General features: G+C 36.8%; 21 protein-coding genes. 18 read left to right on the top strand and 3 right to left on the bottom strand.

Annotation, left to right across the window (positions count from 1 at the left end; genetic code table 11):
• The first annotated feature begins 23 nt into the window (after window positions 1-23).
• The 10 genes from pyrR to pyrE all read left to right on the top strand — a co-directional run bounded on the left by pyrR (window position 24) and on the right by pyrE (window position 11,685).
• Window positions 24-566: a bifunctional pyr operon transcriptional regulator/uracil phosphoribosyltransferase PyrR gene (pyrR, locus tag C9J31_RS05165; RefSeq protein ID WP_420798406.1), complete on the top strand. Its 543-nt coding sequence runs from the start codon at window positions 24-26 to the stop codon at window positions 564-566.
• Between the two features lie 20 nt (window positions 567-586).
• Window positions 587-1,876 carry a solute carrier family 23 protein gene (locus tag C9J31_RS05170; protein WP_107947683.1) on the top strand — a complete coding sequence of 430 codons (1,290 nt, stop codon included), beginning with the start codon at window positions 587-589 and terminating at the stop codon, window positions 1,874-1,876.
• Window positions 1,877-2,215: 339 nt separating this feature from the next.
• Entirely contained in the window at window positions 2,216-3,094 is an 879-nt protein-coding gene (locus C9J31_RS05175; RefSeq protein ID WP_107947685.1) for an aspartate carbamoyltransferase catalytic subunit, read from the top strand.
• Between the two features lies 1 nt (window position 3,095).
• Window positions 3,096-4,373 (top strand): dihydroorotase, encoded by a 1,278-nt coding sequence (locus tag C9J31_RS05180; RefSeq protein ID WP_107947687.1) that lies wholly within the window; start codon window positions 3,096-3,098, stop codon window positions 4,371-4,373.
• On the top strand, window positions 4,373-5,473 hold the full coding sequence (locus C9J31_RS05185; protein WP_107947688.1) for a carbamoyl phosphate synthase small subunit: 1,101 nt from the start codon (window positions 4,373-4,375) through the stop codon (window positions 5,471-5,473). The genes C9J31_RS05180 and C9J31_RS05185 overlap by 1 nt, the downstream gene beginning before the upstream one ends.
• Window positions 5,466-8,663 (top strand): carbamoyl-phosphate synthase large subunit, encoded by a 3,198-nt coding sequence (carB, locus tag C9J31_RS05190; RefSeq protein ID WP_107947690.1) that lies wholly within the window; start codon window positions 5,466-5,468, stop codon window positions 8,661-8,663. The genes C9J31_RS05185 and carB overlap by 8 nt, the downstream gene beginning before the upstream one ends.
• A 1-nt stretch (window position 8,664) precedes the next feature.
• The gene (locus tag C9J31_RS05195) at window positions 8,665-9,438 is read left to right on the top strand and encodes a dihydroorotate dehydrogenase electron transfer subunit (RefSeq protein WP_054767112.1); all 774 of its coding nucleotides are present in this window, start codon (window positions 8,665-8,667) and stop codon (window positions 9,436-9,438) included.
• Complete coding sequence (locus C9J31_RS05200; RefSeq protein ID WP_107923136.1) at window positions 9,435-10,346, top strand: dihydroorotate dehydrogenase; 912 nt, start codon at window positions 9,435-9,437, stop codon at window positions 10,344-10,346. Before C9J31_RS05195 ends, C9J31_RS05200 begins: the two co-directional genes overlap by 4 nt.
• Window positions 10,346-11,050: an orotidine-5'-phosphate decarboxylase gene (gene pyrF, locus C9J31_RS05205; protein ID WP_107947692.1), complete on the top strand. Its 705-nt coding sequence runs from the start codon at window positions 10,346-10,348 to the stop codon at window positions 11,048-11,050. Before C9J31_RS05200 ends, pyrF begins: the two co-directional genes overlap by 1 nt.
• A gap of 2 nt (window positions 11,051-11,052) precedes the next feature.
• On the top strand, window positions 11,053-11,685 hold the full coding sequence (gene pyrE, locus C9J31_RS05210) for an orotate phosphoribosyltransferase (RefSeq protein WP_107947694.1): 633 nt from the start codon (window positions 11,053-11,055) through the stop codon (window positions 11,683-11,685).
• Between the two features lie 186 nt (window positions 11,686-11,871).
• On the opposite strand, the gene C9J31_RS05215 is transcribed toward pyrE, so the two are convergent.
• Window positions 11,872-12,660 carry an MBL fold metallo-hydrolase gene (locus C9J31_RS05215; protein ID WP_107947696.1) on the bottom strand — a complete coding sequence of 263 codons (789 nt, stop codon included), beginning with the start codon at window positions 12,658-12,660 and terminating at the stop codon, window positions 11,872-11,874.
• Window positions 12,661-13,554: 894 nt separating this feature from the next.
• Between C9J31_RS05215 and C9J31_RS05220 the strand changes: the two genes are divergently transcribed.
• The 8 genes from C9J31_RS05220 (at window position 13,555) to C9J31_RS05255 (ending at window position 23,891) form a co-directional block, all read left to right on the top strand.
• The gene (locus C9J31_RS05220; RefSeq protein WP_054767114.1) at window positions 13,555-14,568 is read left to right on the top strand and encodes an ABC transporter ATP-binding protein; all 1,014 of its coding nucleotides are present in this window, start codon (window positions 13,555-13,557) and stop codon (window positions 14,566-14,568) included.
• Window positions 14,565-15,512, top strand: coding sequence for an ATP-binding cassette domain-containing protein (locus C9J31_RS05225; RefSeq protein WP_107923133.1), 948 nt, complete (start codon window positions 14,565-14,567; stop codon window positions 15,510-15,512). The genes C9J31_RS05220 and C9J31_RS05225 overlap by 4 nt, the downstream gene beginning before the upstream one ends.
• Window position 15,513: 1 nt before the next feature.
• The gene (opp4B, locus tag C9J31_RS05230) at window positions 15,514-16,476 is read left to right on the top strand and encodes an oligopeptide ABC transporter permease (protein WP_054767211.1); all 963 of its coding nucleotides are present in this window, start codon (window positions 15,514-15,516) and stop codon (window positions 16,474-16,476) included.
• Between the two features lie 35 nt (window positions 16,477-16,511).
• Window positions 16,512-17,414, top strand: coding sequence for an ABC transporter permease (locus C9J31_RS05235; RefSeq protein WP_107923132.1), 903 nt, complete (start codon window positions 16,512-16,514; stop codon window positions 17,412-17,414).
• A 15-nt stretch (window positions 17,415-17,429) separates the two neighbouring features.
• On the top strand, window positions 17,430-19,238 hold the full coding sequence (locus tag C9J31_RS05240) for an oligopeptide ABC transporter substrate-binding protein (RefSeq protein ID WP_107947698.1): 1,809 nt from the start codon (window positions 17,430-17,432) through the stop codon (window positions 19,236-19,238).
• 1,188 nt (window positions 19,239-20,426) lie between these two features.
• Window positions 20,427-21,635: a hypothetical protein gene (locus tag C9J31_RS05245; RefSeq protein WP_107947700.1), complete on the top strand. Its 1,209-nt coding sequence runs from the start codon at window positions 20,427-20,429 to the stop codon at window positions 21,633-21,635.
• Between the two features lie 195 nt (window positions 21,636-21,830).
• Window positions 21,831-22,649: a DUF2785 domain-containing protein gene (locus tag C9J31_RS05250; RefSeq protein WP_107923129.1), complete on the top strand. Its 819-nt coding sequence runs from the start codon at window positions 21,831-21,833 to the stop codon at window positions 22,647-22,649.
• Window positions 22,650-22,793: 144 nt separating this feature from the next.
• Complete coding sequence (locus tag C9J31_RS05255) at window positions 22,794-23,891, top strand: ThiF family adenylyltransferase (protein WP_107947702.1); 1,098 nt, start codon at window positions 22,794-22,796, stop codon at window positions 23,889-23,891.
• A gap of 204 nt (window positions 23,892-24,095) precedes the next feature.
• On the opposite strand, the gene C9J31_RS05260 is transcribed toward C9J31_RS05255, so the two are convergent.
• Both C9J31_RS05260 and C9J31_RS05265 read right to left on the bottom strand, forming a co-directional pair.
• Window positions 24,096-25,022: an ABC transporter ATP-binding protein gene (locus C9J31_RS05260; RefSeq protein WP_107947704.1), complete on the bottom strand. Its 927-nt coding sequence runs from the start codon at window positions 25,020-25,022 to the stop codon at window positions 24,096-24,098.
• Complete coding sequence (locus C9J31_RS05265) at window positions 25,015-26,070, bottom strand: ABC transporter ATP-binding protein (RefSeq protein WP_107923126.1); 1,056 nt, start codon at window positions 26,068-26,070, stop codon at window positions 25,015-25,017. The genes C9J31_RS05260 and C9J31_RS05265 overlap by 8 nt, the downstream gene beginning before the upstream one ends.
• Window positions 26,071-26,081: the final 11 nt, after the last annotated feature.

Here is a 26,081-nt window from a genome sequence, read left to right on the forward strand (position 1 = left end):
TAAGAAGAGGGGAGGAAACAATAGTGACAAAAAATGAGTTATTAGACGGCCCATCTATGACAAGAGCATTAACACGCATTGCACATGAAATAATTGAACGTAATAAAGGTATTGATGAATGTATTTTGGTGGGCATTAAAACGCGTGGAGCTTTTCTAGCAAGACGCTTAGCAGAACGTATTGAAAAAATTGAAGGTAAAGCTATCCGTACAGGGGAGCTAGATATAACTTTATACCGTGATGATTTATCGACAAAGCATGAGAACGAACAGGCACATGTTGAACAGGTAGATATTGAATACGTTGTAGCAAATCAAAAAATTATTTTAGTCGATGATGTCTTATATACAGGACGTACAGTACGCGCTGCACTCGATGCAGTAATGGATTTAGGACGACCTGCACAAATTCAACTAGCAGTACTGATCGATAGAGGACACCGAGAACTACCGATTCGAGCAGACTATGTTGGAAAAAATGTACCAACTTCAGGTACTGAACGTATCGTAGTGCATTTACAAGAGGTAGATGGAGAAGATTGCGTCACAATTTATAAAGAAGATTAACTATAAAGTGAGGAAACCATATGTCAAAGGCAGTATTAGATATTAATGATAAACCAACCCCCATACAATTGGTGACATTAAGTTTCCAGCATATGTTTGCCATGTTTGGGTCAACGATCTTAGTACCTCAACTTGTAGGACTTAGCCCAGCAATTGCGCTTTTAACAAGTGGGATTGCAACACTTATATTCTTATTAGTCACGCAGTTTAAAGTACCAGCTTACTTAGGTTCATCATTCGCCTTTATTTCACCGATTTTAATTGCTGCTAATGGTTTAACTGAAGATGGTGCAAGTGTAAGTCCAGGAAACGCGATGATAGGCGCAATGGCGGTCGGCTTAGTGTACGGTATAGTATCTTTATTAATATGGAAAACAGGGTATAAGTGGTTAATGCGCTTACTGCCTCCGATCGTAGTAGCACCAGTTATAATCGTAATTGGTTTAGGCTTGTCGGGTACAGCAGTAAATATGGCGATGAACGTGGACGGGGAATATAATTTCCTTCACTTCACAGCAGCGCTTGTAACATTATTTGCAGCCATTATTTTCACAGTATATTTCAAGAATATTTTAAGTGCGATGCCAATCCTGATGGGACTTATTGTGGGATATATTTATTCAGTCATCATCGGAATTATTGATTTCACACCAGTAAAAGAAGCAGCATTTTTCGCTTTACCGGACTTCTTAATTCCTGGCGTGGACTATGAATTCAATATTACAGCTAAAATTTTACTTGCAATGGTACCGATTGTTATCGTGACAATTTCTGAACATATTGGGCACCAGTTAGTTTTAGGGAAAGTCGTTAACCGTAATTATATAAAAGATCCTGGTCTTCATCGCTCAATTTTAGGGGATGGTTTAGGAACGTTAGTAAGTTCCTTTATCGGTGGGCCACCAAAAACAACATACGGCGAAAATATTGGTGTGTTAGCAATCACTCGTGTTTACTCCGTATATGTTATCATGGGGGCAGCAGTCATTGCGATTGTCGTATCATTCTTCGGGAAAGCAATGGCATTAATTTCGACAATACCGACAGCAGTTCTTGGTGGGATTTCAATCTTATTGTTTGGTATTATCGCTTCTAGTGGTCTACGCATGCTTGTTGAAAACAACGTAGACTTTGGTAATAATCGTAACATGGTTATTGCATCTGTGATCTTAGTAGTCGGAATAGGCGGCGCGGCGCTTAAATTTACTGATTCCTTCGCCATTGAAGGTATGGCATTAGCCGCAATTATAGGTGTCATTTTAAACCTAGCATTACCGGGACGAGATAAAGAAGTTGCGAACTATGATTAATTAAATAAGCAGTACCTTTTAATGAATTGTCCAGAGAGGCAAAAAAGGGGAAGATGTGGACAAGGTAAAAGTTTGAATGCGTTCTAACTTTAACTTGTCACGCCTCCTTATGCCTCGTTGATGACATCAGCGGGGCTTTTATATTATTCATCTTGCTGAATAATTTTTACGCAAAAACGTAGGGACCCAAGTAAATTAAAAAAGTCATTAATTATGCAAAGAAGATTTATGATGTGGGTTCAAATACGCCGAGGCAAATTGGAAGGTTATTCAGCGAGTAGGATAATGAAGAACGTCCTACATAGGCGTTCATGACACACAACCTTACGGAGGTACATGATGAAGGACTTATTATCGATGGAACATTTAACAACTGAAGAAATTAACAATATCCTAAATCGTGCGCATGCTTTTGAAAATGGAGAAGCATCATCGTTATCTCGCACCTACAACGTAGCAAACTTATTTTTTGAACCAAGTACGCGTACGAAAACGAGCTTTGAAATGGCAGAGCGCAAAGTTGGCTGTACAGTTATTCCGTTTGATGCTAGCTTTTCCAGCGTAACAAAGGGAGAAACAATGTATGATACAGTAAAGACATTGGAAATGATTGGTATGGATGCAGTGGTCATTCGAGCAAAAGAGGATGAGTATTACAATGAACTGCTTGAAGGCATTAACGTTGCGATTATTAACGCAGGCGATGGCGCAGGCCAACATCCCTCGCAATCACTACTTGACCTTTACACAATAAAAAAAGAGTTTGGATCTTTTGAAGGGTTGAATATTACGATTGCTGGTGATATCTCACATAGCCGCGTTGCAAAATCAAATGCTACTGCATTACGGCGTTTAGGAGCAAATGTTCACTTCCTATGTCCAAAAGAATGGACAGGTAGCTTTAAAGCCCACCACTCTTGGGATGATTTAATCGAAATAAGTGATGTCATTATGTTACTTCGTGTACAACATGAGCGTCATAAGGTTAACAAAAGCTTTTCAAAAGAAGAATATCATGAAAAGTATGGTTTAACGATTGAACGTGAAAAACAAATGAAAGATAGAGCGATTATTATGCATCCAGCACCAGTTAATCGCGATGTAGAAATAGTGTCAGAGCTAGTAGAGTGCAAGCGTTCTCGAATTTTTGATCAAGTGCGCAACGGTGTATTCACTCGAATGGCAATTGTTGAAACCATTTTAAAGGAGAGAGAATAATATGGCAAAAGTACTTCGAAATGTACAAATGTTAAACGAACAGGGCGAACTTGAAACAGTAAATATCGCCATGGCTGATGGGCAAATTACTGCAATAGGACAAAATGTAAATGTAGACGGCGCAACAATCATCGAGGGACATGGATTGGTTGTAGCACCAGGATTTGTCGATGTTCACACACATTTGCGAGAGCCAGGTTTTGAACATAAGGAAACAATTGCAACAGGCTCGGCTTCAGCAGCGAAGGGCGGTTTCACAACAATCTGTGCCATGCCAAATACGAAGCCTGTACCTGATTCAGTTGAAAATATGCAACTAATTAACGGCTTAATTAAGGAAAGCGCAATAATTCGCGTATTACCATATGGTTCCTTAACAAAGGATATTTCAGGTGAAGTTCGTACCAGCATTGAGGAGTTAAAAGCTCAAGGCGCTGTAGCATTTTCCGATGATGGTGTAGGCATCCAACTAGCTTCGACAATGTATGAACAAATGAAAGAGGCTGCAAAGCACGATATGGTCGTAGTGGCACACTGTGAAGATAACTCACTGATTTATGACGGCGTTATGCATGAAGGAAAACGCAATGTTGAACTAGGTTTACCAGGAATTCCGTCGATTTGTGAATCTGTACAAATTGCACGTGACGTTCTCCTTGCAGAAGCAGCAGGTGCACGTTATCACGTCTGTCATGTATCAACGAAGGAATCTGTGCGCGCAGTACGTGATGCAAAAGCAGCGGGTATACGCGTAACAGCAGAAGTTTGTCCGCATCACTTATTACTTGAAGAAATGGACATCCCATCAGATGATGCAAACTGGAAAATGAACCCACCATTACGTGGACTAGATGACAAAGACTCCCTACATGCAGCGTTACTAGATGGCACGATTGACTGCATCGCAACAGATCATGCACCACATACAGTAGAAGAAAAATGCTGCGGCATGGTGGGTGCACCATTTGGTATTGTAGGTTTTGAAACAGCTTTCCCACTGCTCTACACACAATTTGTAGAAACGGGTAAGTGGACATTAAAGCAATTGATCGATTGGATGACTGTCAAGGCAGCACAAATTTTTGACTTACCATATGGCACATTAGAAGTGGGTGCTTCTGCAGACATGATTTTAATTGATTTAACGAAAGAACAAACAATTGATGCAGAAGGTTTTGTATCAAAAGGCCGTAATACACCATTCAATGGCTGGGCGGCTAAGGGTTGGCCGGTTGTAACAATTTTTGAAGGTAATATCGTATACCAGGAGGCAGAGTAATGAAAAAACGTTTACTTATTTTAGAAGATGGCACAGTATTCACAGGTACAGCGTTCGGTAGTGAGCGCGCTTCACAAGGAGAGGTTGTGTTCACGACAGGCATGACAGGTTATCAGGAAACAATTTCAGATCCTTCGTTCTACGGACAAATTGTAACGTTAACATACCCATTAATCGGTAACTACGGTATCAACCGTGATGATTTCGAATCGATTACACCAGCAATTCGCGGATTCGTTGTACGTGAGTTAGCAAAAACACCCTCAAACTTCCGATGTGATTTAACTGTAGATGAGTACTTAACATCAAAGGATATTCCTGGGATTGAAGGCATCGACACACGTAAATTAACACGTATTATTCGTAACAAAGGTTCAGTAAAAGCTATTTTGACTGCGGCGGACGAAGAAGTAAATGTTGAGGAAATCGTAGCAAAGCTTCAAGCTACACCAGCGATTACACATCATGTTCGTGAAGTTACACCAAAAGCTGCTTATCCATCACCAGGTCGTGGCAAGCGTGTTGTGTTAATCGACTATGGAATGAAGCACGGTATTCTGCGTGAGTTAAATAAACGCGACTGTGACGTACTTGTTGTACCTTACAATACACCAGCAGAAGAAATTTTAGCATGGCATCCAGATGGTATTATGCTGTCAAACGGCCCTGGTAACCCAGAGGATGTTGAAGAAGGCATCGAAACAGTGCGCAATTTAATCGGAAAAGTGCCAATGTTCGGTATTTGCCTAGGTCACCAAATCTTCTCATTAGCAAGTGGTGCGAAGTCATTCAAATTACCATTCGGTCACCGCGGAGGTAACCATCCAGTAAAAGATTTACGTACAGGACGTACAGATTTAACATCGCAAAATCACGGCTATGCAGTCGACATCGATTCTTTAAAAGACACAGATTTAGAATTAACACATATCGCATTAAATGATGGTACTTGTGAAGGGGTTCGCCATAAGAAATACCCAATCTTCACAGTGCAATATCACCCAGAAGCATCACCAGGTCCAGAAGATTCAAATCACTTATTTGATGAATTTATCGAAATGATGGAAGTAGAAGCAGGGAAGGGGAAACAACATGCCTAAACGTACAGATATAGAAACTATTTTAGTAATCGGGTCAGGCCCAATCGTAATCGGACAAGCAGCAGAATTTGACTACGCTGGAACACAAGCTTGTCTGTCATTAAAAGAAGAAGGCTACCGTGTTATTTTAATTAACTCAAATCCTGCGACAATCATGACAGATACTGAAATTGCAGACAAAGTATACATCGAGCCAATTACACTTGAATTCGTATCACGTATTTTACGTAAAGAACGTCCAGATGCAATCCTGCCAACGCTTGGTGGTCAAACAGGTCTAAACATGGCCATCGAGTTAGACGAATCGGGTATTTTAAACGAATTGAACATCGAAATTTTAGGAACAAAATTAGATGCCATTCATAAAGCAGAAGACCGTGATTTATTCCGTAACTTAATGTATGAACTTGGTGCTCCAGTACCTGAGTCAGACATTATCCATAACATGACAGAAGCAAAAGCATTAGTAGCGCGCATTGGCTACCCAGTAATCGTACGTCCGGCATTTACACTTGGCGGTACAGGTGGCGGTATTTGCTACAATGACCAAGACCTAGAGGAAATTGTAACATCAGGATTGAAATATTCTCCAGTAACACAATGTTTACTGGAAAAATCAATCGCTGGCTATAAAGAGATTGAATATGAAGTAATGCGTGATGCTTCGGATAATGCCATCGTCGTATGTAACATGGAAAACGTTGACCCAGTGGGTATTCATACAGGTGACTCTATCGTAGTGGCACCGACACAAACATTATCAGACCGTGAAAACCAAATGCTACGTAATATTTCACTAGATATTATTCGTGCATTGAAAATCGAAGGTGGTTGTAACGTACAGTTAGCTCTTGATCCATATAGCTTTAATTACTATGTAATTGAAGTAAACCCACGTGTATCACGATCTTCGGCATTAGCGTCAAAAGCAACAGGTTACCCAATCGCCAAACTTGCGGCAAAAATTGCTGTTGGCCTAACATTAGATGAAATTAAAAACCCTGTAACAGGTTCGACTTACGCTTGTTTTGAACCAGCACTTGATTACATCGTAGCGAAAATTCCACGCTGGCCATTCGATAAATTTGAATCAGCAAAACGTAATCTAGGTACGCAAATGAAAGCAACTGGCGAAGTAATGGCACTAGGCCGTACATTTGAGGAAGCGATGCTGAAAGCAGTTCGTTCTCTTGAAACAGGTCAAGTACATTTAGAGCTGAAACACGCAGAAGACAATTCGGATTCTTGGATTGAAAAACGTATCCGTAAAGCAGGTGATGAGCGTTTATTCTTCATTGGGGAAGCACTTCGTCGTGGTGTGACAATCGAGCAAATTCATGAATGGTCTGCCATTGACTTATTCTTCTTAAATAAATTCAAGAACATCGTAGATATGGAGCAAACACTTGCTGACCATAAAAACGATAAAGAGGTATTACGCACAGCAAAACGTCTTGGCTTTGCGGACAAAAAAGTCGCGGAACTTTGGGATACAAATGAAGCAACTATTTACGCTTATCGTAAAGAAAACGGCATAATTCCTGTCTACAAAATGGTTGATACATGTGCAGCAGAATTCGAATCGGAAACACCATACTTCTACGGCACATACGAAGAAGAAAATGAATCTATCAAATCTGATAAGCCATCAGTAATCGTTCTTGGTTCAGGTCCAATCCGTATTGGGCAAGGGGTAGAGTTCGACTATGCAACAGTACACTCTGTATGGGCAATTCAGGAAGCTGGTTACGAAGCTATTATTATCAATTCAAACCCAGAAACCGTATCAACGGACTTCTCGATTTCAGATAAGTTATACTTCGAGCCATTAACAATCGAAGACGTAATGCACATCATTGATCTTGAGCAACCAATTGGGGTTGTCGTGCAGTTCGGTGGTCAAACAGCAATTAATCTTGCTGACAAGTTAGAAGAAAACGGTGTGAAAATTTTAGGTACAACTTTACAAGACATCGATCGTGCTGAAAACCGTGATAAGTTCGAGCAAGCATTACATGAAATTGGCATTCCACAGCCGCTTGGTAAAACAGCTACTTCAGCTGAGGAAGCGCTTGTGATTGGCAAGGAAATTGGCTTCCCAGTACTTGTTCGTCCTTCTTATGTACTTGGTGGACGTGCAATGGAAATTGTTTATAACGAAGAAGAACTTCAACACTATATGGAAAATGCAGTAGAAGCATCTCCAGATCATCCTGTACTTGTAGACCGTTATTTAACAGGGAATGAAATCGAAGTTGATGCAATTTGCGACGGTGAAAATGTGTTAATTCCGGGGATTATGGAGCATATCGAACGTGCAGGGGTTCACTCGGGTGACTCGATTTCTGTCTATCCACCACAAAAATTAACACAGGCACAAAAAGATACATTAGTGGATTATACAACACGTCTAGCTAAAGGTCTGGGCATTGTAGGTTTAATGAATATACAATATGTCATTTCACAAGGGGAAGTGTTCGTAATCGAGGTTAACCCACGTTCATCTCGTACAGTCCCATTCTTAAGTAAAATTACAAATATTCCAATGGCCAATATTGCCACTAAAGCGATTCTTGGTAAATCCATCGTGGAACAAGGCTACCCAACAGGCTTAGCGGCTGAGCAAAAAGGTGTATTTGTGAAAGTACCAGTATTCTCATTCGCAAAATTACGCCGCGTTGACATTACATTAGGCCCTGAAATGAAATCAACAGGGGAAGTAATGGGCAAAGATGCAACATTAGAAAAAGCTCTTTATAAAGGCTTAGTTGCTGCTGGTATGGAGATTCGTACAGAAGGCACCGTGTTATTCACAGTGTCCGACAAAGATAAAGATGAAGCAATTGCACTGGCAAAACGTTTCTCAACAGTAGGTTACCGCATCGTGGCAACAGAAGGTACAGCACTAAGCTTTGAAGCAGCTGGTGTGCGTACGGATGTAGTTGGTAAAATCGGTGCAAAAGGACAAACTTTACTAGATTTAATTCAAAATGGTGAAGCACAGTTAGTCGTAAACACATTAACAAAAGGTAAGCAACCTGCCCGTGATGGCTTCCGTATCCGTCGTGAGTCTGTAGAAAACGGCGTACCTTGCTTAACTTCACTCGATACAGCAGAAGCAATGCTGCGTGTTATCGAATCGATGACATTCACAGCAGAACAAATGCCAAAAGCGGAGGTAGTACACTAATATGATTCGTCAAGAGAAAATGACGGTCGTCTCTCAAAAGCAAATTGCGACAAACATTTTCGAATTGACCCTTCATGGAGAACTGGTGCAGGATATGACTCCTGGCCAGTTTGTCCATGTAAAGGTGTCTGATTCATTGGAGCCGCTTTTACGTCGACCAATCAGTATTGCTAACATAGACAAAGACAGCAGTGAATTTACAATGATTTATCGTGCGGAAGGTCGCGGCACTAAAGTTTTAGCGACAAACCGTGAAGGACAGCTAGTAAATGTACTTGGACCGATTGGGAATGGCTTCCCTGTAGATGCGGTGAAAGAAGGTGGCACGGCACTGTTAGTTGGTGGTGGTATCGGTGTACCTCCATTACATGAGCTGTCAAAACAACTAAATGCGCGCGGTGTCAAAACAATTCATGTGTTAGGTTTCCAAACGGAGGATGTTTGTTTCTATGAGGAGGAATTCACAGCACTAGGTGAAACACACTATGTGACAGTGGATGGCTCGAAAGGTACAAAAGGCTTTGTCACAACTGTGTTAGAGTCACGTGCACCTGAATTTGATGTATTTTATTCTTGTGGTCCGCTACCTATGTTAAAAGCATTAGAAGGTTTCTACCCTGAAAAAGAAGGCTATTTATCATTTGAAGAGCGTATGGGCTGTGGTATTGGTGCTTGCTTCGCATGTGTATGTAAAACAACAAATCAAATTGAAAAAGACTATGTCAAAGTATGTTCTGACGGTCCAGTTTTCCCGAAAGGTACGGTGGCATTATGAGTCGTTTAAATATCCAGTTACCAGGCTTAGATTTAAAAAATCCAATTATGCCAGCGTCAGGGTGCTTCGGCTTCGGGCGTGAATATGCTCAACTTTATGATTTATCAAAGCTTGGCGCTATTATGATTAAAGCAACAACAGTAGAAACGCGACCAGGCAATCCTACACCGCGTGTAGCGGAAACAGCAGCAGGTATGCTTAATGCAATTGGCTTACAAAACCCAGGTATTGATAAAGTAATGAATGAAGAATTAAAATTTTTAGAGGGCTATGATGTACCTATTATTGCGAATGTAGCTGGTACTGAAACCGCAGATTATGTGGAAGTGGCACGCCGTATTTCAGCTGCGCCAAATGTCAAAGCGCTTGAGCTTAATATTTCCTGCCCAAATGTGAAATGTGGAGGTATTCAATTCGGGACCGATCCGCAAACAGCACGTGAGCTTGTGGCTGCGGTGAAGGCCGTATCTGAAGTACCTGTCTACGTAAAATTATCGCCCAACGTTACGAATATTGTAGATATTGCGAAGGCAGTTGAAGCAGGCGGTGCAGATGGTATTACAATGATTAACACACTAATTGGTATGAGACTACATGAACGAACAGGAAAGCCTGTAATTGCAAATGGTACAGGCGGTTTATCAGGTCCAGCAGTGAAGCCAGTTGCTATTCGTATGGTTTATGAAGTATATAAAGCAGTCAATATTCCAATCATTGGCATGGGTGGCGTCAGCGAAGCACAGGATGTCATTGATTTTATGTCAGCAGGAGCAGCGGCAGTTGCAGTTGGGACAGCTAACTTTGTAGATCATTTCGTATGCCCGAACATTATTGAGGAATTACCAGCAAAACTTGACGCATTGGGTGTAGAGCATATTTCAGATATTATCGGAAGGAGCCACCGTTAATGAATAACAAACCAATACTTGCACTTGATTTTCCAGGGGAAGCAGAAGTTTTCAAGTTTTTAAAACATTTTAATGAGCCACTTTTCGTGAAAATTGGCATGGAATTATATATGCAGGAAGGTCCAGATATTGTGCGAAAAGTGAAGGAATTAGGACATGATATTTTCTTGGATTTAAAGCTCCATGATATTCCAAACACAGTTGGCTCTGCGATGAAGGGTTTAGCGAAACTAGGTGTAAATTTAGTAAATGTCCATGCTGCAGGTGGGCGTCCCATGATGGAAGCTGCCATTGAAGGTCTTGAAGCGGGTACACCTGTAGGACGTGAACGCGCGGCATTAATTGCAGTAACACAACTTACATCGACAACTGAAGAGCAAATGCAGACAGAGCAAAAAATTGCTTTATCACTACAGGAATCCGTATTACACTATGCAAGATTGACGCAACAAGCTGGTTTAAATGGCGTTGTCTGCTCGGTGCATGAAGCAAAAGCGATTGCAGAAACTTGTGGTGAAAATTTCTTACGTGTTACACCTGGTATTCGTTTAGCAGGTGGTGATGCCCATGATCAAAAACGCATCGCTACACCAGATGGTGCAAAACATGATGGATCATCATTAATCGTAGTCGGTCGTGCCGTAACAGGGGCACAAGATCCAGTGGCAGCATATAAAATCGTAAGCGAATTATGGGAGGCATAAATATGACAACATTACAAAACGAAATCGCACACGCCATGTTAAAGGTAGGCGCGGTCGAATTAAATCCAACAGAGTTATTCACATGGGCATCAGGCATTAAATCACCGATTTACTGTGATACACGTCTTACAATCTCTGATCCTGTCATCCGCAAGCAGTTAGCAAATGGTCTTGCATCGCTAATTAAAGAAAATTTTGCAGGAACAGAAGTTGTAGCGGGCACAGCAACAGCTGGTATCCCACATGCAGCATGGGTAAGTGATATTTTAGACTTGCCAATGGTCTACGTGCGCTCTAAAGCAAAGGAGCATGGTCGTGGCAACCAAATCGAAGGTAAATACGCTGCAGGTCAAAAAGTTATAGTTGTCGAAGATATTGTTTCGACAGGTGGTTCCTCGATTACAGCAGTTGAAGCTTTACGTGCAGCAGGTTGTGAAGTATTAGGCGTTGTTTGTGTCTACACTTACAATCTACCACGTGCTGAGCAAGCCTTTGATGAAGCAGGGATTCAATATGTATCATTAACAAACTTCGATTATTTAATTGAAGCAGCAAACGAATCAGGCGCTATTAAAGAAGAAGATATTCCATTCTTAAAAGACTGGCACGCGAAATTAAAAGCAGGGGAACTATAAACCTGAAACCTGATTCTCTATTTAAGAATTAAAATATCAGATAGTTTTGGATGGAGAAATAAATTACAGCAAATAAGTGAATAAAAATTGCTTAATAAAGCGTGGTACGAAAACAGTTGTTTTTGTACCACGCTTTTGTAGTTATGAACGAATCGTCCTCGCTTCAACACAGTTTAAAAATTTTCATTAAAACTGTACACTGAATCCTTTAAATTTATGAATTCCTGTCCCAAATTTAACAAGGTCATTCTTTCTTAATGTTTCAACTGCATTTTTTACTTCTATTAAAATGGCAGAATCAAGTCCCAATGTATTATGTGAGCCAAATACGCGAGTTATATTCGGAATATTCGATATTTTTTCTAAGGAATTAACTAAATCAACTGGATTAGTTGTTGGAAAAAATGCATAAATAGGTGTTTTATCGTAAAGTAAATCACCAGTAAATAAATAGCCATTTTTTCTATCCCAAATAGAAATATGCCCTGGCGAGTGTCCGGGCGTATGAAAGATCGTTAATTTTCTGTCTCCAATATCAATCATATCCCCATCCTGTAAGATACCTGTGGGGTGTCCTTGAAATGGTAGATATGTTTCCGGTTTAAATGTTTCAGGAGTTGGTAGTGTAATATCGCGACTTATATCTTTTCTTATTTGCGTAATAGATAATTTTTTTATACCATTTCTCAGCCAATCTACTTCTTCTTGGTGCACATAAATATTTTCAAACTCCCCATGACTACCAATATGATCCCAATGAACATGTGTCGTTAGGACGATTATAGGCAATGATGTTAATTGATTGCTAATCCTTTTTATATTATCAATGCCTAATCCAGTATCAATTAAAACTGACTTCTCTTCTCCAATTAACAAAAATGAATGGACTTTTTCCCAATGCCCATATTCACTTATTGCAAATGTATTTTTGTCAATTTCTTTTACAGTAAACCAAGTATCTATAATATTGACCACATTTTTCACTCCCTTTTATTGGGTATATTTTGATTCTACCTCAGTGAGAACCTTTTAATCAAAATGATAGCCCCCTTATTTTGAATTATCATAGATTAGGGAAGAGATTTTAATTTTCCATGCTCTAATTTCTTATTTCATAAATAAATTAAAGAAATTCAATTTCAATTATTAAAACCTTCATAAGTTATTGAAGAAATTATATATATGTAGCCATTACATATTTTTATAGAAATTTTTGGAATAAATATTGTGCAAACGCATAAAATAAATGAGAGGAGAAGTATGTATGATTAATTAATAAGTAAAAATTTTCATAGAGTAGAAAAATATGATTTGAATTAGTAACACATTAATTGAGTAAATTATATATTAATAACAATTGCTTGCAAATCGAACTATTAGTAAATATAGAAATATTAGTTTTTACACTTTTAAATACACAAAATAATGATGGGTATAGTAAGAAGGTAACTAATTGTACTGAAAATTTTAGTTATTTACTTTGTTTTTTATTATTTTAAAATAACAAAATATTATCATTTTAGAAAAGTAATAAAAATGAAGATAAAAAATTAACAGCATTTTAATATAAAATTAGAAATTCTTTTTAAATAGATGTATGGTAGGATTTTATTTTTTATTGTAATAATTTGAAAAATATACTTGATTTAATGCATTATTTCTAGATAAAATAAAACTACAATTAATTGTCAGATAATTCTTTCAGTAATTAAATGGCTATTTTTACATTAAGAGCAATAAAGAGATTATTAATTTGTTAACAAATACAATAAAGGAGGTTAATAATTTTTTTTGCTAATATAATTCTAAAATAAGATTAGGACTACACGTAATTATTTTTCAGAATATTGAAATAGGGGGAGAGGTTGTTTGAATACAGCGAAGGACTTATTAACAATTAGAAATTTAACTACGAGTTTTCGTATTAAAGACGAATATCACGCTGCTGTAGAAGAAGTCTCGCTGTCGCTTCGAAAAAATGAAGTTTTAGCAATTGTTGGTGAATCTGGATGTGGTAAAAGTACATTAGCAACGACGATTGTAGGTTTGCACAATGAAATCAATACAAAAGTTACGGGAGAAATTCTTTATAATAATCAAAATTTAACACAATTAAGTGAAGAACAGTTTAATCGTTTACGTGGTAATGATATCGGATTCATTTTCCAAGATCCACTCTCGGCTTTAAACCCATTAATGCGTATTGGTGAACAAATTGCTGAAGGTCTTCTTTATCACACAAAGCTAACAAAACAACAACGTGAAGAGCGTGTATTAGAGCTTCTAAATCAAGTGGGCATTTCTAATCCGAATCGAGTAGCAAGACAATTTCCACATCAATTGTCCGGCGGGATGCGACAGCGAGTCATGATTGCTATTGCATTATCTGGTAAGCCGTCGATCATTATTGCAGATGAACCGACGACAGCTCTAGACGTGACGATACAAGCTCAAATATTAGACTTATTAAAATCGTTACAGTCCGAAACAGAAGCAGGTATTATCTTAATTACCCACGATTTGGGTGTGGTAGCAGAAGTGGCAGACCGAGTAGCTGTGATGTATGCAGGACAAGTAATTGAAGAAGCGCCTGTCCAAGAGTTGTTTAGAAATGCTAAACATCCTTATACACGTTCGCTTTTAAATTCTATTCCGCAAACGCATGATGAAAATGACAAGCTAGAGGTTATTCATGGTATGGTACCATCACTCATGAATTTGCCGCGTGAAGGGTGTCGATTTTCAGCTCGTATTCCATGGATTAATGAATCTTTACATGAAAAAAAACCACAATTACATGAAATTGCACCAGGACATTTTGTTAGATGTACCTGCTGGAAACACTTTCATTTCGAAGGTGAAGAAGGAGGCGGGACTGTATGAGTTTTATGCAAATTAAAGATTTGAACGTACATTATCCAATACGTGGGGGTTTTTTTAATACAATTACCGATAAAGTATATGCAGTTGATGGTGTTACGATGGAATTTGAAAAAGGAAAAACTTATGGATTAGTGGGTGAATCGGGCTCTGGTAAGTCTACAACTGGTAAGGCAATTATCGGTTTAGAAAAAGTAACATCGGGTCAAATCATCTATGAAGGAGACAACGTAACGAATCAGCGCCGAAAACGTAATTCAGCGTATAACCGAGATATCCAAATGATTTTCCAAGATTCTCATTCAAGCATGAATCCTAGAAAGCGGGTACTTGATATATTAGCCGAGCCAATTCGAAACTTTATGAAGCTTAGCGACCAGGAGGAGCGCAAGCGGATTAAAGAACTATTAGCGATTGTTGGTATGTCAGAGGACGTACTTTTGAAATATCCTCATGAATTTTCTGGAGGTCAAAAGCAGCGACTTGGTATTGCGCGTGCTGTTGCATGTAATCCCAAAATGATTATTGCTGATGAGCCTGTATCAGCACTCGATTTGTCAGTACAAGCACAGGTACTTAATTTTATGAAAGATATTCAAAGTGAATTTGGACTTAGCTATTTATTCATTTCGCATGATTTAGGCGTTGTTAAACATATGTGTGATCACATATCTATTATGTATAAGGGACGCTTTGTCGAAACGGGTACTAGAAATGATATTTACGTGAACCCACAGCATATTTATACAAATCGCTTATTGTCAGCTATTCCGAATATTGAACCTGAGACTCGCATGGAGCGAAAAATACAACGCCAAGATGTCGAAGTGAAGTATCATGAAGAACAACATAAATATTATGATGAGCACGGGAAAGTATACCCCTTAAAATCTATCTCAGAAACACATAGAGTAGCAATGTCTGAGATTGAACAGGAGGGTTTATAGTATGTGGAAAACAATTTTAAGACGTGTGTTGATGATGATTCCACAAATGTTTGTGTTAAGTCTCTTTATTTTTATTTTGGCGAAGCAAATGCCAGGAGATCCGTTTACAGGTCTTATTACACCTGAGACAGATCCTTCAAGAATTGAGGAATTACGTATACAAGCTGGTTTCTATGACCCTTGGTATGTTCAATACTACCATTGGATCACGAATGCGCTACAAGGAGATTTTGGACAGAGCTATACATATAAAATTGCGGTGTCCACATTGATTGGTGAACGTGGCTTAAATACTTTTTGGCTATCTCTACTCAGTGCAATCCTTGTATATTTGATTGCAATTCCACTAGGGATGCTGGCTGGACGCTACCAAGAATCATTTTTAGATAAATCCATTATACTATACAGTTTTATCAGCTATGCCATTCCTACATTCGTTTTATCACTAATTTTCTTATTCATTTTTGGTTATCGACTCATGTGGTTCCCAACCAGTGGGACCGTCGATGTAGGACTTGAACCAGGCACAACAGCATATTATTGGAATAAGATATATCACTTGCTATTACCGGCTATAACGTATGCTATCTTAGGTACAACAAGCATTATTCAATATTTGCGTTCCGAAATTATTGATTCAAAAACTCAGGATTATGTGAAAACAGCGCGTAGCAAAGGAATTCCTATGCGTAAAGTATACACTCGACATATTTTCCGTAACTCGTTGCTACCCATTGCAGCATTTTTAGGGTTTACAATAACCGGATTGTTGGGCGGGGCTATCTTCATTGAAACCATTTTCGGTTTCCCGGGCATGGGTAATTTGTTTGTCAGCTCAGTAATGAGTCGAGATTATAGCGTTATTACTGCGCTAGTTATGCTTTTTGGCTTCTTAACATTATTAGGTAGTCTACTGTCTGATATTATTATGAGCATTGTTGATCCACGTATCCGCATAGACTAACTACTAAAATAATGTGTAAGGAGAGGTGAATTCAAATGGAACAACAAAACAAAGAAGCAGTCAAATTTGAAAGCTCTCCTCCAACGGGAATTCAAGTCGTTTTACGAGAGTTTAAAAAAGATAAACTAGCAATGTTTTCATTTATAGGAATAACACTTCTGATAATAGCCCTTCTAATTGCAGCAATGATTCTCAATCAAGAAGAGGTTTTGAAAATTAAGCTGTTAGAGCGTTACACTGAACCTGGTGTAAATGGATATATACTAGGGGCAGACGAAGCAGGCCGTGATATGTTTGGACAGTTAATTATTGGAGCAAAGAATTCCATTTTAATCGCTATTTCGATTACTGTAATTGCTGGTATTGCGGGCATAGCGCTAGGTATTATCATGGGATATTATGGAGGTTTTATTGATAATCTATTTATGCGTATTATTGATTTCTTCATGACATTGCCAACATTGATGATCATCATTGTAGTGGTCACAATTATTCCTAAATATGGCGTTATTGAGTTGATTTTAATTATTACGATATTTCAATGGATGGGTACTGCACGCTTAGTACGGAGTAAAGCACTTTCAGAAGGGCGGCGTGATTATGTCAGTGCATCAAAAACGATGGGAACAAGTGATTTTTCCATAATGTTTAAAGGGATTTTACCTAATTTAAGCTCTATTTTAATTGTAGATCTGACCCTTAGCTTTGCAGGGAACGTTGGTATTGAAACAGGGCTTTCTTTTTTAGGGTTCGGATTACCCCCTTCAACGCCAAGTTTAGGAACATTGGTAAACTATGCAAGAAATCCGTTAGTACTATCAGAAAAATGGTGGGTATGGTTACCTGCATCTCTATTGATTTTAATATTGATGCTTGGTATAAATTACGTCGGTCAAGCACTTCGTCGTGCAGCTGACGCAAAACAAAGATTAGGATAAAAGGGAGGAATTACTATGAAAAAGAATTGGTTAATGCTGTCCGTTATTTTTGCAGTGATGCTTGTATTAACAGCTTGCAATAGTGCTGAAAAAAATACTGCACAAACGGATGATGGCAACAAAGATAAACCAGCTCAAACAGATGATAACAAGGTGGATACGAACTCAATACCGATGGAGATAACAAATGAAGGGGATGTTATTAAGGGGGGAACGTTACAGGTAGCTCTTGTTACGGATTCACCTTTCCAAGGGATCTTTAACTGGGAATTATATGAGGATGCCTATGATTCCGAAATAATGAAATATGCTTCAAATGTTCTTTATGAGCTTGATGGCGACTTTTTAGTGAAAGATACAGGCATTGCAAAACTAGAAGTCGATGCAGAAAATAATAAAGCAAAAATAACAATTCAAGGAGATGTTAAGTGGTCCGATGGTACGCCATTAACTACTGATGACTTAATTTATCCATATGAAATTATTGGTCATCCAGATTATGAGGGTGTACGATATGATGATGATTTCAAAAATATTGTTGGTGCAGAAGAATATCATGATGGCAAAGCAGACACTATTTCAGGTATTAAAAAATTAGATGAAAAATCGATTGAAATTACGTTCAAGAAAGTATCACCAGCAATCTACTCACTTGGTGATGGTTTGTGGGGCTATGCAGAACCAAAGCATCAGCTAGGGTCTATTCCTATGAAAGAATTAATTTCTTCAGATGCAGTACGTAAAAACCCTGTTACACTAGGTGCATTCAAAATTGATAAAATTGTTAATGGTGAGTCCATACAACTTGTGGCAAATGAACATTATTTCAAAGGGAAGCCTAAGATTGATAAAGTAGTTATTGAAGTGGTGCCTTCAACATCAATCGGTGAAGCTTTAAAAACTGGAAAATATGATATCGCGACATCGTTCCCAACAAATCAATATGATGGTTTGAAAAATCTTTCTAATGTAGCGATTTTAGGTCGACCTGAATTAGCATACTCTTATGTTGGATTTAAATTGGGGAAATATGATAAAGCAAATCGTATAAATATTTTTGATGAGAAATCAAAAATGAATGATATTAATTTACGCCAAGCAATGGCTTATGCGATGGATATTGAATCGGTTACAGAGAAATTCTATCAAGGTCTACGAGTACGAGCAAATTCATTGATTCCACCAGTATTTGCATCATACTATGATGAAACTTTAAAGGGCTATAACTATGATGCTGAAAAAGCGAAACAATTACTAGATAAAGCAGGATACAAAGATGCAGATGGTGATGGTATTCGTGAAGATAAAGATGGCAAAAAATTCACAATTCGTCTTGCGAGTATGGCGGGTTCAGATACGGATGAAGCAATTGTAGAGTACTATCGTCAAAACTGGAAAGATGTTGGTTTAGATGTTCAATTAACGACAGGAAGATTAATTGAATTTAATAGTTTCTACGATAAAGTACAGGCTGATGATCCTGAAATCGATATGTATATGGCGGCTTGGGGAACTGGAACAAACCCATCTCCAGCAGGGTTATATAGTGAAGGTGCAGAATTTAACTTTAGCCGTTTTGTTTCGCCTGAATTATCAGAAATGTTAAAAGATATTGATTCTGACAAAGCAATGAAGCCAGAATATCGTGCAGAAGCATTTAGTAAATGGCAAAATTATATGGCTGAACAGGCAATGGTATTCCCAACATTCTTCCGTACGGAAATCATTCCAGTAAACAAACGTGTGAAAAACTACAATGTTGATTATGCAAATGAAACAGAGCTGCAAAATATCGAACTAACAGCAGATGCTCCATTAAAATAAGCTGACGCTAGTAAAGCAGTCTTTCTTCAGTGGAGAAAGACTGTTTTTTCTTAAAGCACTAGAGCCTCCAATGTTAAGACTTAGGAGGCTCTAATTATCGCTTTTTATGTAAAAAATATCTATATATATATAAAATTATACTAACAATATTGCAAGTTCGAATAATTAGATGACCAGTCATCGATTTACTTAACCAGAGTCACCTACAAGCCCTAAGTGTTTCTTTTCTTCTATACATAGAAACAGATTCCATTAACAGCTTTAATAGAATTCCTTCGTGATCTAAAATATTGCTTAAAATTTTTGATTTCAAGAGTTTTTTGTACCCGGTTTAATCATTGAATTGTTCACTTCGCTAAAAGCCTCCAACGTTTAGCAACTGCATTTAAAAGCGTCAACTAATATTTGAAACGTTTTTTCATTCACTTGGAACATAGTGAAACTTTCCTCACTCAGCAAATTCATTTCGAGGAACGAACAGCTTGTTTTGCGGTTGAATAAAATCTGGAAATTCTCTTGTTTTTTTTCTTTAAAACGTATCTTTATTGTCTAAGTCCGATAACTTTTATTATTCAGAATAATGTTTACATTTTACTATTTATGGATTATTATAGTAATTAGTTAATGTTTGGTATTTATGGAAATAAATTCAATAAATATTTTAAAACATTTCCTTTTTTATAGAATCTAGTGAATAAATGAATTATTTGAAAAATAGCTAAAGTCGAAGTTGAAGTCTTGCTGAAAGTAAGTCTTCTATCTAACAAGCTATTACAGGATTCTAAGTTTACTAGAATTATAGGAGGTGAAAGAAATGGCTAAAATCAAAGTAAAAGTATTACCGAAAGTGGGTCTTCCAGCTAACCGAGCTACAACATGAGACAAAGATTACTAGAACTATATAGGAGGTGAAAAAAATGGCTAAAATCAAAGTAAAAGTATTACCGAAAGTGGGCCTTCCAGCTAACCGAGCTACAACATGATCTTAAGTAGACTAGTACATATAGGAGGTGAAAAAATGGCTAAAATTAAAGTGAAAGTATTGCCGAAAGTAGGTCTTCCAGCTAACCGAGCTACTACATGATATATAAATAGAAAAGGTCCGCTTCTAAAGCGGGCCTTCGCTCTTAAAAGCAGGCATTTTAGTGAGGTAAGTAGGAATAATGAAGAAAAGGGTGAGTCAATTCAATGAGTGAAATGAAAATTAGTGGAGATACCATAGTTGAAGTACATAATATTGAGACTTATCAAAGTAACGATAACGATTCAATTACTATTCGACGTATTGGAACCTCAGATTATTTATTATTTGATGTAAACACTTTGAATCTTTATAATAGCTTCTCCTCAAATAAATCAATAGCTGAACTAGCCTTAATAAATAGTGATCATGATTACCAAATAGAAGACATTATAGAATTTGTTGATGTGTTACTTGATGCAGGTTTTATAAAAACTATTGATGGCCAAAAGATATCTGAGAGCTTGACTGATAATCCAAATCTGAATGTTGAACCTTCTAAATTTTACAGTTTAATATTTGGAAAGGTGGCCTGGACAATTTATATTTTTTCAATGTTTGCAAATTTATATTTGTTTTTTACCTTTGAAACCTTACGACCTAAAGGGTCGGATTTTTTTGTTAGTAATTCGGGAATTATTTCAATCTTAATCATAATAATAAGTACATGGATAGTTATCTTTTTTCATGAGTATGGGCATATCTGTGCCGCTAAAAGTGTCGGCATTGGAGCAAAAGTTAAATGGGGTTATAGATTAGTTTTTCTTGTACTTGAAACTGAAGTGGCTGATATTTGGTCAGTATCAAGAAGAAAAAGGTACGGTATTTACTTAGCAGGTATAGCATGGACGAGTATATTAATATTATTTTGTGCATTAATGCAATTTTATTTTTTAAATGAGTTTGTAATCAAAATACTCAAGTTTGCGATTTTGATGCAATTACAGACTATTGTTTTTCAAACTTTACTATTTTTACGCACAGATTTATATTATGTACTTATCAATTTTTTAAAAATAGATGATCTGAATGAATCAATGAAATATATCTTTAAAAATGTTTTAACCTTACAATTCCATAAGGTAAGTACAAAGCTTAACAATCTATCTGCTAAAGAAAGAAAAGTTGTGAAAATATATAGTGTTTGTAGTTTAATAGGAATCTTAGTTTCATTATATTTATTTTTTGTTATTGATATACCTATTGCTTTATATTCGGTCAAACAAACACTCGAAAAAACATTAAGAGATCCTTTATTTTCTATTTCTTATTGGGACGGCATTGCGATGGGAACTCTAACACTGTGTCCTATAGTTATTTTAATTGTCTATGTATTAATAGATTTAAGAAAAAGGACAGTTAAAGGCAATATATAGGTGCACTAATACTGAATAGGATATTTTTTTAAGAAGAGAGATTACTACAACGTAATAGTTAGGGGATTTTAATTATGGAGTTAAAAAAAGGGTTTATTTTTGTGTTTTATATTTTGCTTTCTATTTCTTGTACTTTAGTACTTGTTAGCTTGTATTTAAGAACTATCCTATATTGAATAGAGGTGTTTTATTAATATGTTACTAAAAAAAGAACTTATGAATATAAAAGATAGTGAGTATAAAATAGTTGATGATTCAGTACTTCGAAATTATATAGAAGCAATGTTAGATAATATTGGATCTACAGATAGTGAACTAAGAGATGATCTAATTTACTCAACTTTTTCTCACTGGATACTAAAAGATTTTGTATCACCAAATTTACTTAAGATTATATTAGAAACAATTTTAGATAAACACCTTTTTTATAATATTGGGGAATCAAATTCAGATTCAGTATTTACTCGATCTTTTTCTATGTTGCTTATTCCTCTAATACTCATGGCAGATCAAAAAAACAAATTTCTAAACTCTGAAGATATTTTAATTATTAAAAAAAGAATTATATGTTATATCCATTCTGAAAAGGATCTAAGAGGCTATGTAGATGAGAAAGGGTGGGCACATGCATTGGCCCATGCAGCAGATGCATTAAATGAGTTAGCTAAATATAATCTACCTATGGAAGATCAATTAGAGCTTTTAAATGTTATAAAAAAAGCGATATGTACAAAAGAAACGATTTATACCAATTTAGAAGATGAAAGGCTAATAACAGCTGTGATGACTATCTTGAAAAATAATACATTTACTTCAGATGTGTTCAAGCAATGGATATGTAGTTTTATCCTTTGGGAAAAAACAGAGGTATGGCATGAAGAATATATAATTATATCAAATGTTAGGAATTTTCTGGGCCGTCTATACTTTCAGCTAGATCAAGAAGGTAATAAGATGAATGAGGCTCTAATTGTAAAAGAACAACTGAATACTATGATGAAAAATTATACATGATTATTTTATGCTTTTATCTTGAGAGAACTAAGGCTTAATCATCTAACTTAGGATTTTAACTGAGGAATCGCCTTCTAAGTGTTTATTTGTATATTTGTAGTTCAACTTATTTTTACAAAATGCTGACATAAAAGGAGAACTAATATGAAACCGAAATTTAAAGAATTTTATCCAATTATATTAATAGATGAACAAACGATTCAAATTGGTGATGAACCTAATAATGCCTTTGAAATTAACGATCCAGATGGTATAGTCACCAAACTCATACCTTTATTAAATGGTGAGCTGAATACAGAACAAATTTTTGACTTGATTAATGAACCTTCCTTAAATTTTTCAGATTTCAAAAATATTATTGAAACGTTGGACGAAATTGGTCTAATTACAGATTGTTCTTTCGAAAGTAGTGAAGAATTAAATGAATGGCAACATATCAGATATAATAACAACCTAAAATTTTTTAATATTTTTAGTAATACAAGGCAAAATAGTGTATTTTACCAAAAAAAACTTATAGATACAAAGGTTCTAGTACTGGGAATGGGGGGATTAGGTAGTAATCTTTTAATGCAGTTATCGGGGCTAGGAGTAGGAAATATTAAATTTCTCGATTGCGATGAAGTTGAATTAAAGAATTTAAATCGCCAAGTACTCTATTCGGAAAAATATATCGGGCATCGAAAAACTAAAGTAGGCTTTGATAGATTGAGTGATTTTAATACATCAATTAATTATGAAGTGGTTGATAAAAGAATAAATTCGCCTGAGGATTTAGAAAATGTTATTACTGAAGATATTGATTTTGTATTCTGTGCAGCTGATAATCCTCCCATGGTTATAAATTCTTGGGTAAATGAAATTTGTAATAAAAATAATGTTCCTTTTCTTTCAGGGGGGGTAGGTTTAACTTGTGGGAGCTTCTACTCAATTATCCCATCAGTAACACCTTGCTTAGAATGTTATTATTCATTTATTAAAAATCAGTATAGCCAAGTCCTAGAAGCTTATGAAAATTCTAATATAGATTATAATGCAGCCATACTTCCTAATATTAGTATGCTTGCATCTATGATAACAACAGAATTCTTACGAATACATCTCCAGATAGCAGAGCCAATTTCTTTAGGAAAAAAGGCAATTATTAACTTTTTGACTTCGGAGATAACATTTGAAAATCCATGGGTAAAAAACGATTTATGCAGGATTTGTTCAAAGGAACAATCAATAGTCTCAAAATAATTAAATAAAGTATATAAAGGGAGCCATATATCCGAAGGAATTGAAGCCATATAGAAAAATGGATATCTAAGAAGTGGTGGTCTTCTGGATACCCAAAATGTCGAGTAATCGTTATTGATTTATACTACCCATTTTTTACAAGACTTGCTGTGCCAAAAACAAAATAAAAAATCCATCCAACAAAAATGAAGGATGGATATTGTATTATCTTTTAGCAATCCAAGTTTTTACAAGATCAGCGGTACCATAAACATAATGTTGTTCACCAACTTCATGATATGTTGCACTCTCGTCCACTTCTGTATGCTGATATGGAATACGTTGACGACGTTTTTCAGACATTGGATCTGGCAGTGGAATAGCTGATAATAATGATTTTGTATATGGATGCACAGGATGATTATAAATATCATCTGCTTTACCGATTTCCATGATTTGACCACGGTACATTACAGCGATACGATCACTAATGTATTTTACCATGGATAAGTCATGGGCAATGAAAAGATACGTTAAGCCGCGTTCTTTTTGTAGTTGTTTTAATAAGTTAACAACTTGTGCTTGAATGGATACGTCAAGCGCTGAGATTGGTTCATCTGCGATGATAAACTTAGGGTCTAAGCTTAGTGCACGCGCGATTCCAATACGTTGACGCTGACCACCTGAGAATTCGTGCGCATAACGGTTAGCGTGCTCTTTGTTTAATCCAACAGCTTCAAGCAACTGGGTGATTTTTTCACGACGTTTTACTTTGTTTTTGTAAAGACCGTGAATATCAAAAGCTTCACTAATGATTTCACCAGCTGTCATACGAGGATTTAATGACGCGTATGGATCTTGGAAAATCATTTGCATTTGACGATTGAAATTCTTTAAGTCATTTTTAGACTTTTTCCCATGAACGTTTTGACCGTCGAAGATAATTTCGCCATCTGTAATATCATATAGACGAATAATAGAGCGACCAGTCGTTGATTTACCGCAACCAGATTCACCAACAAGTCCTAGTGTTTCGCCTTCATATACATCGAAGCTAATGCCATCGACTGCTTTAATAGGGTTATTTGGCGTTCCAAAGTGTTGCTTTAAGTTTTTAATTTCTAATATTTTCTTTGCTCCGGTTTTAGCCATTGAATTGTTCCTCCTTTGCTAAAAAGCCCTCGATACGTTTAGCAACAGCATCTGGAAGTGGAATTTTTGGCGCATCAGGATGCAATAACCAAGTCTTTGCAAAATGTGTTTCACTCACTTGGAACATAGGCGGTTCTTGTTCATAATCAATGGCCATTGCAAATTCATTACGAGCCGCAAACGCATCTCCCTTTGGCGGGTGAATTAAGTCTGGTGGTGAGCCAGGAATCGTACGTAATAGCTCATCTGCATTATTATCTAAGTCAGGCATTGAGCCAAGTAATCCCCATGTATAAGGATGTTTCGGGTTATAGAAAATATCGTTCACAGTACCATATTCTACGATTTGACCAGCGTACATAACCGCAACACGGTCAGCGACATTGGCCACTACACCTAAGTCATGTGTAATGAAGATGATAGATGTTTTAGAATTCTTTTGAATTTCTTTCATCAATTCTAAAATTTGCGCTTGAATTGTTACATCAAGTGCTGTTGTTGGTTCATCGGCAATAAGTAGCTTTGGATCTGCTGCCAATGCAATGGCAATTACAACACGTTGTCGCATACCGCCTGAAAATTCATGTGGGTATTGGTTAAAACGTTTTTCAGGGAAGGGGATACCAACCTGAGTTAAAAGTTCAATTGCGCGTTTTTTAGCTTCGTCTTTCGAAACTTTTTTGTGTTGTAAAATAACTTCAGTTATTTGACGTCCGACCTTCATTGTCGGATTCAAACTTGTCATTGGGTCTTGGAAAATCATAGCTATTTCATTTCCGCGTACTTTTGACATTTCTTTATCGCTTAACGGTATTAAATCACGGCCATTAAATAAAATTTGTCCTGAATCATAAATACCAGGTGGCTGTGGGATTAGTTTCATTAGCGCATTACTCGTAACACTTTTACCAGAACCTGACTCTCCAACGATCGCTAATGTTTCACCTTCACTTAAATCAAAGTTTACACCGCGTACGGCATGTACAATACCTGCATAGGTTTTAAAATTTACTTTTAAATCTTTTACTTCTAATATTTTTTTACTCATTTTTAGCCACC

It is taken from the genome of Lysinibacillus parviboronicapiens (genome assembly GCF_003049605.2).
Taxonomy (GTDB): Bacteria; Bacillota; Bacilli; order Bacillales_A; family Planococcaceae; genus Lysinibacillus; species Lysinibacillus parviboronicapiens.

Coding starts and splice junctions, on each gene's coding strand:
- C9J31_RS05225 (WP_107923133.1), top strand. CDS start 14,565: ATGAGTTTTATGCAAATTAAAGATTTGAACGTACATTATCCAATACGT.
- C9J31_RS05265 (WP_107923126.1), bottom strand. CDS start 26,070: ATGAGTAAAAAAATATTAGAAGTAAAAGATTTAAAAGTAAATTTTAAA.
- C9J31_RS05260 (WP_107947704.1), bottom strand. CDS start 25,022: ATGGCTAAAACCGGAGCAAAGAAAATATTAGAAATTAAAAACTTAAAG.
- C9J31_RS05180 (WP_107947687.1), top strand. CDS start 3,096: ATGGCAAAAGTACTTCGAAATGTACAAATGTTAAACGAACAGGGCGAA.
- C9J31_RS05195 (WP_054767112.1), top strand. CDS start 8,665: ATGATTCGTCAAGAGAAAATGACGGTCGTCTCTCAAAAGCAAATTGCG.
- C9J31_RS05250 (WP_107923129.1), top strand. CDS start 21,831: ATGTTACTAAAAAAAGAACTTATGAATATAAAAGATAGTGAGTATAAA.
- C9J31_RS05185 (WP_107947688.1), top strand. CDS start 4,373: ATGAAAAAACGTTTACTTATTTTAGAAGATGGCACAGTATTCACAGGT.
- C9J31_RS05200 (WP_107923136.1), top strand. CDS start 9,435: ATGAGTCGTTTAAATATCCAGTTACCAGGCTTAGATTTAAAAAATCCA.
- opp4B (WP_054767211.1), top strand. CDS start 15,514: ATGTGGAAAACAATTTTAAGACGTGTGTTGATGATGATTCCACAAATG.
- C9J31_RS05245 (WP_107947700.1), top strand. CDS start 20,427: ATGAGTGAAATGAAAATTAGTGGAGATACCATAGTTGAAGTACATAAT.
- C9J31_RS05170 (WP_107947683.1), top strand. CDS start 587: ATGTCAAAGGCAGTATTAGATATTAATGATAAACCAACCCCCATACAA.
- carB (WP_107947690.1), top strand. CDS start 5,466: ATGCCTAAACGTACAGATATAGAAACTATTTTAGTAATCGGGTCAGGC.
- C9J31_RS05235 (WP_107923132.1), top strand. CDS start 16,512: ATGGAACAACAAAACAAAGAAGCAGTCAAATTTGAAAGCTCTCCTCCA.
- C9J31_RS05255 (WP_107947702.1), top strand. CDS start 22,794: ATGAAACCGAAATTTAAAGAATTTTATCCAATTATATTAATAGATGAA.
- C9J31_RS05240 (WP_107947698.1), top strand. CDS start 17,430: ATGAAAAAGAATTGGTTAATGCTGTCCGTTATTTTTGCAGTGATGCTT.
- C9J31_RS05175 (WP_107947685.1), top strand. CDS start 2,216: ATGAAGGACTTATTATCGATGGAACATTTAACAACTGAAGAAATTAAC.
- pyrF (WP_107947692.1), top strand. CDS start 10,346: ATGAATAACAAACCAATACTTGCACTTGATTTTCCAGGGGAAGCAGAA.
- pyrE (WP_107947694.1), top strand. CDS start 11,053: ATGACAACATTACAAAACGAAATCGCACACGCCATGTTAAAGGTAGGC.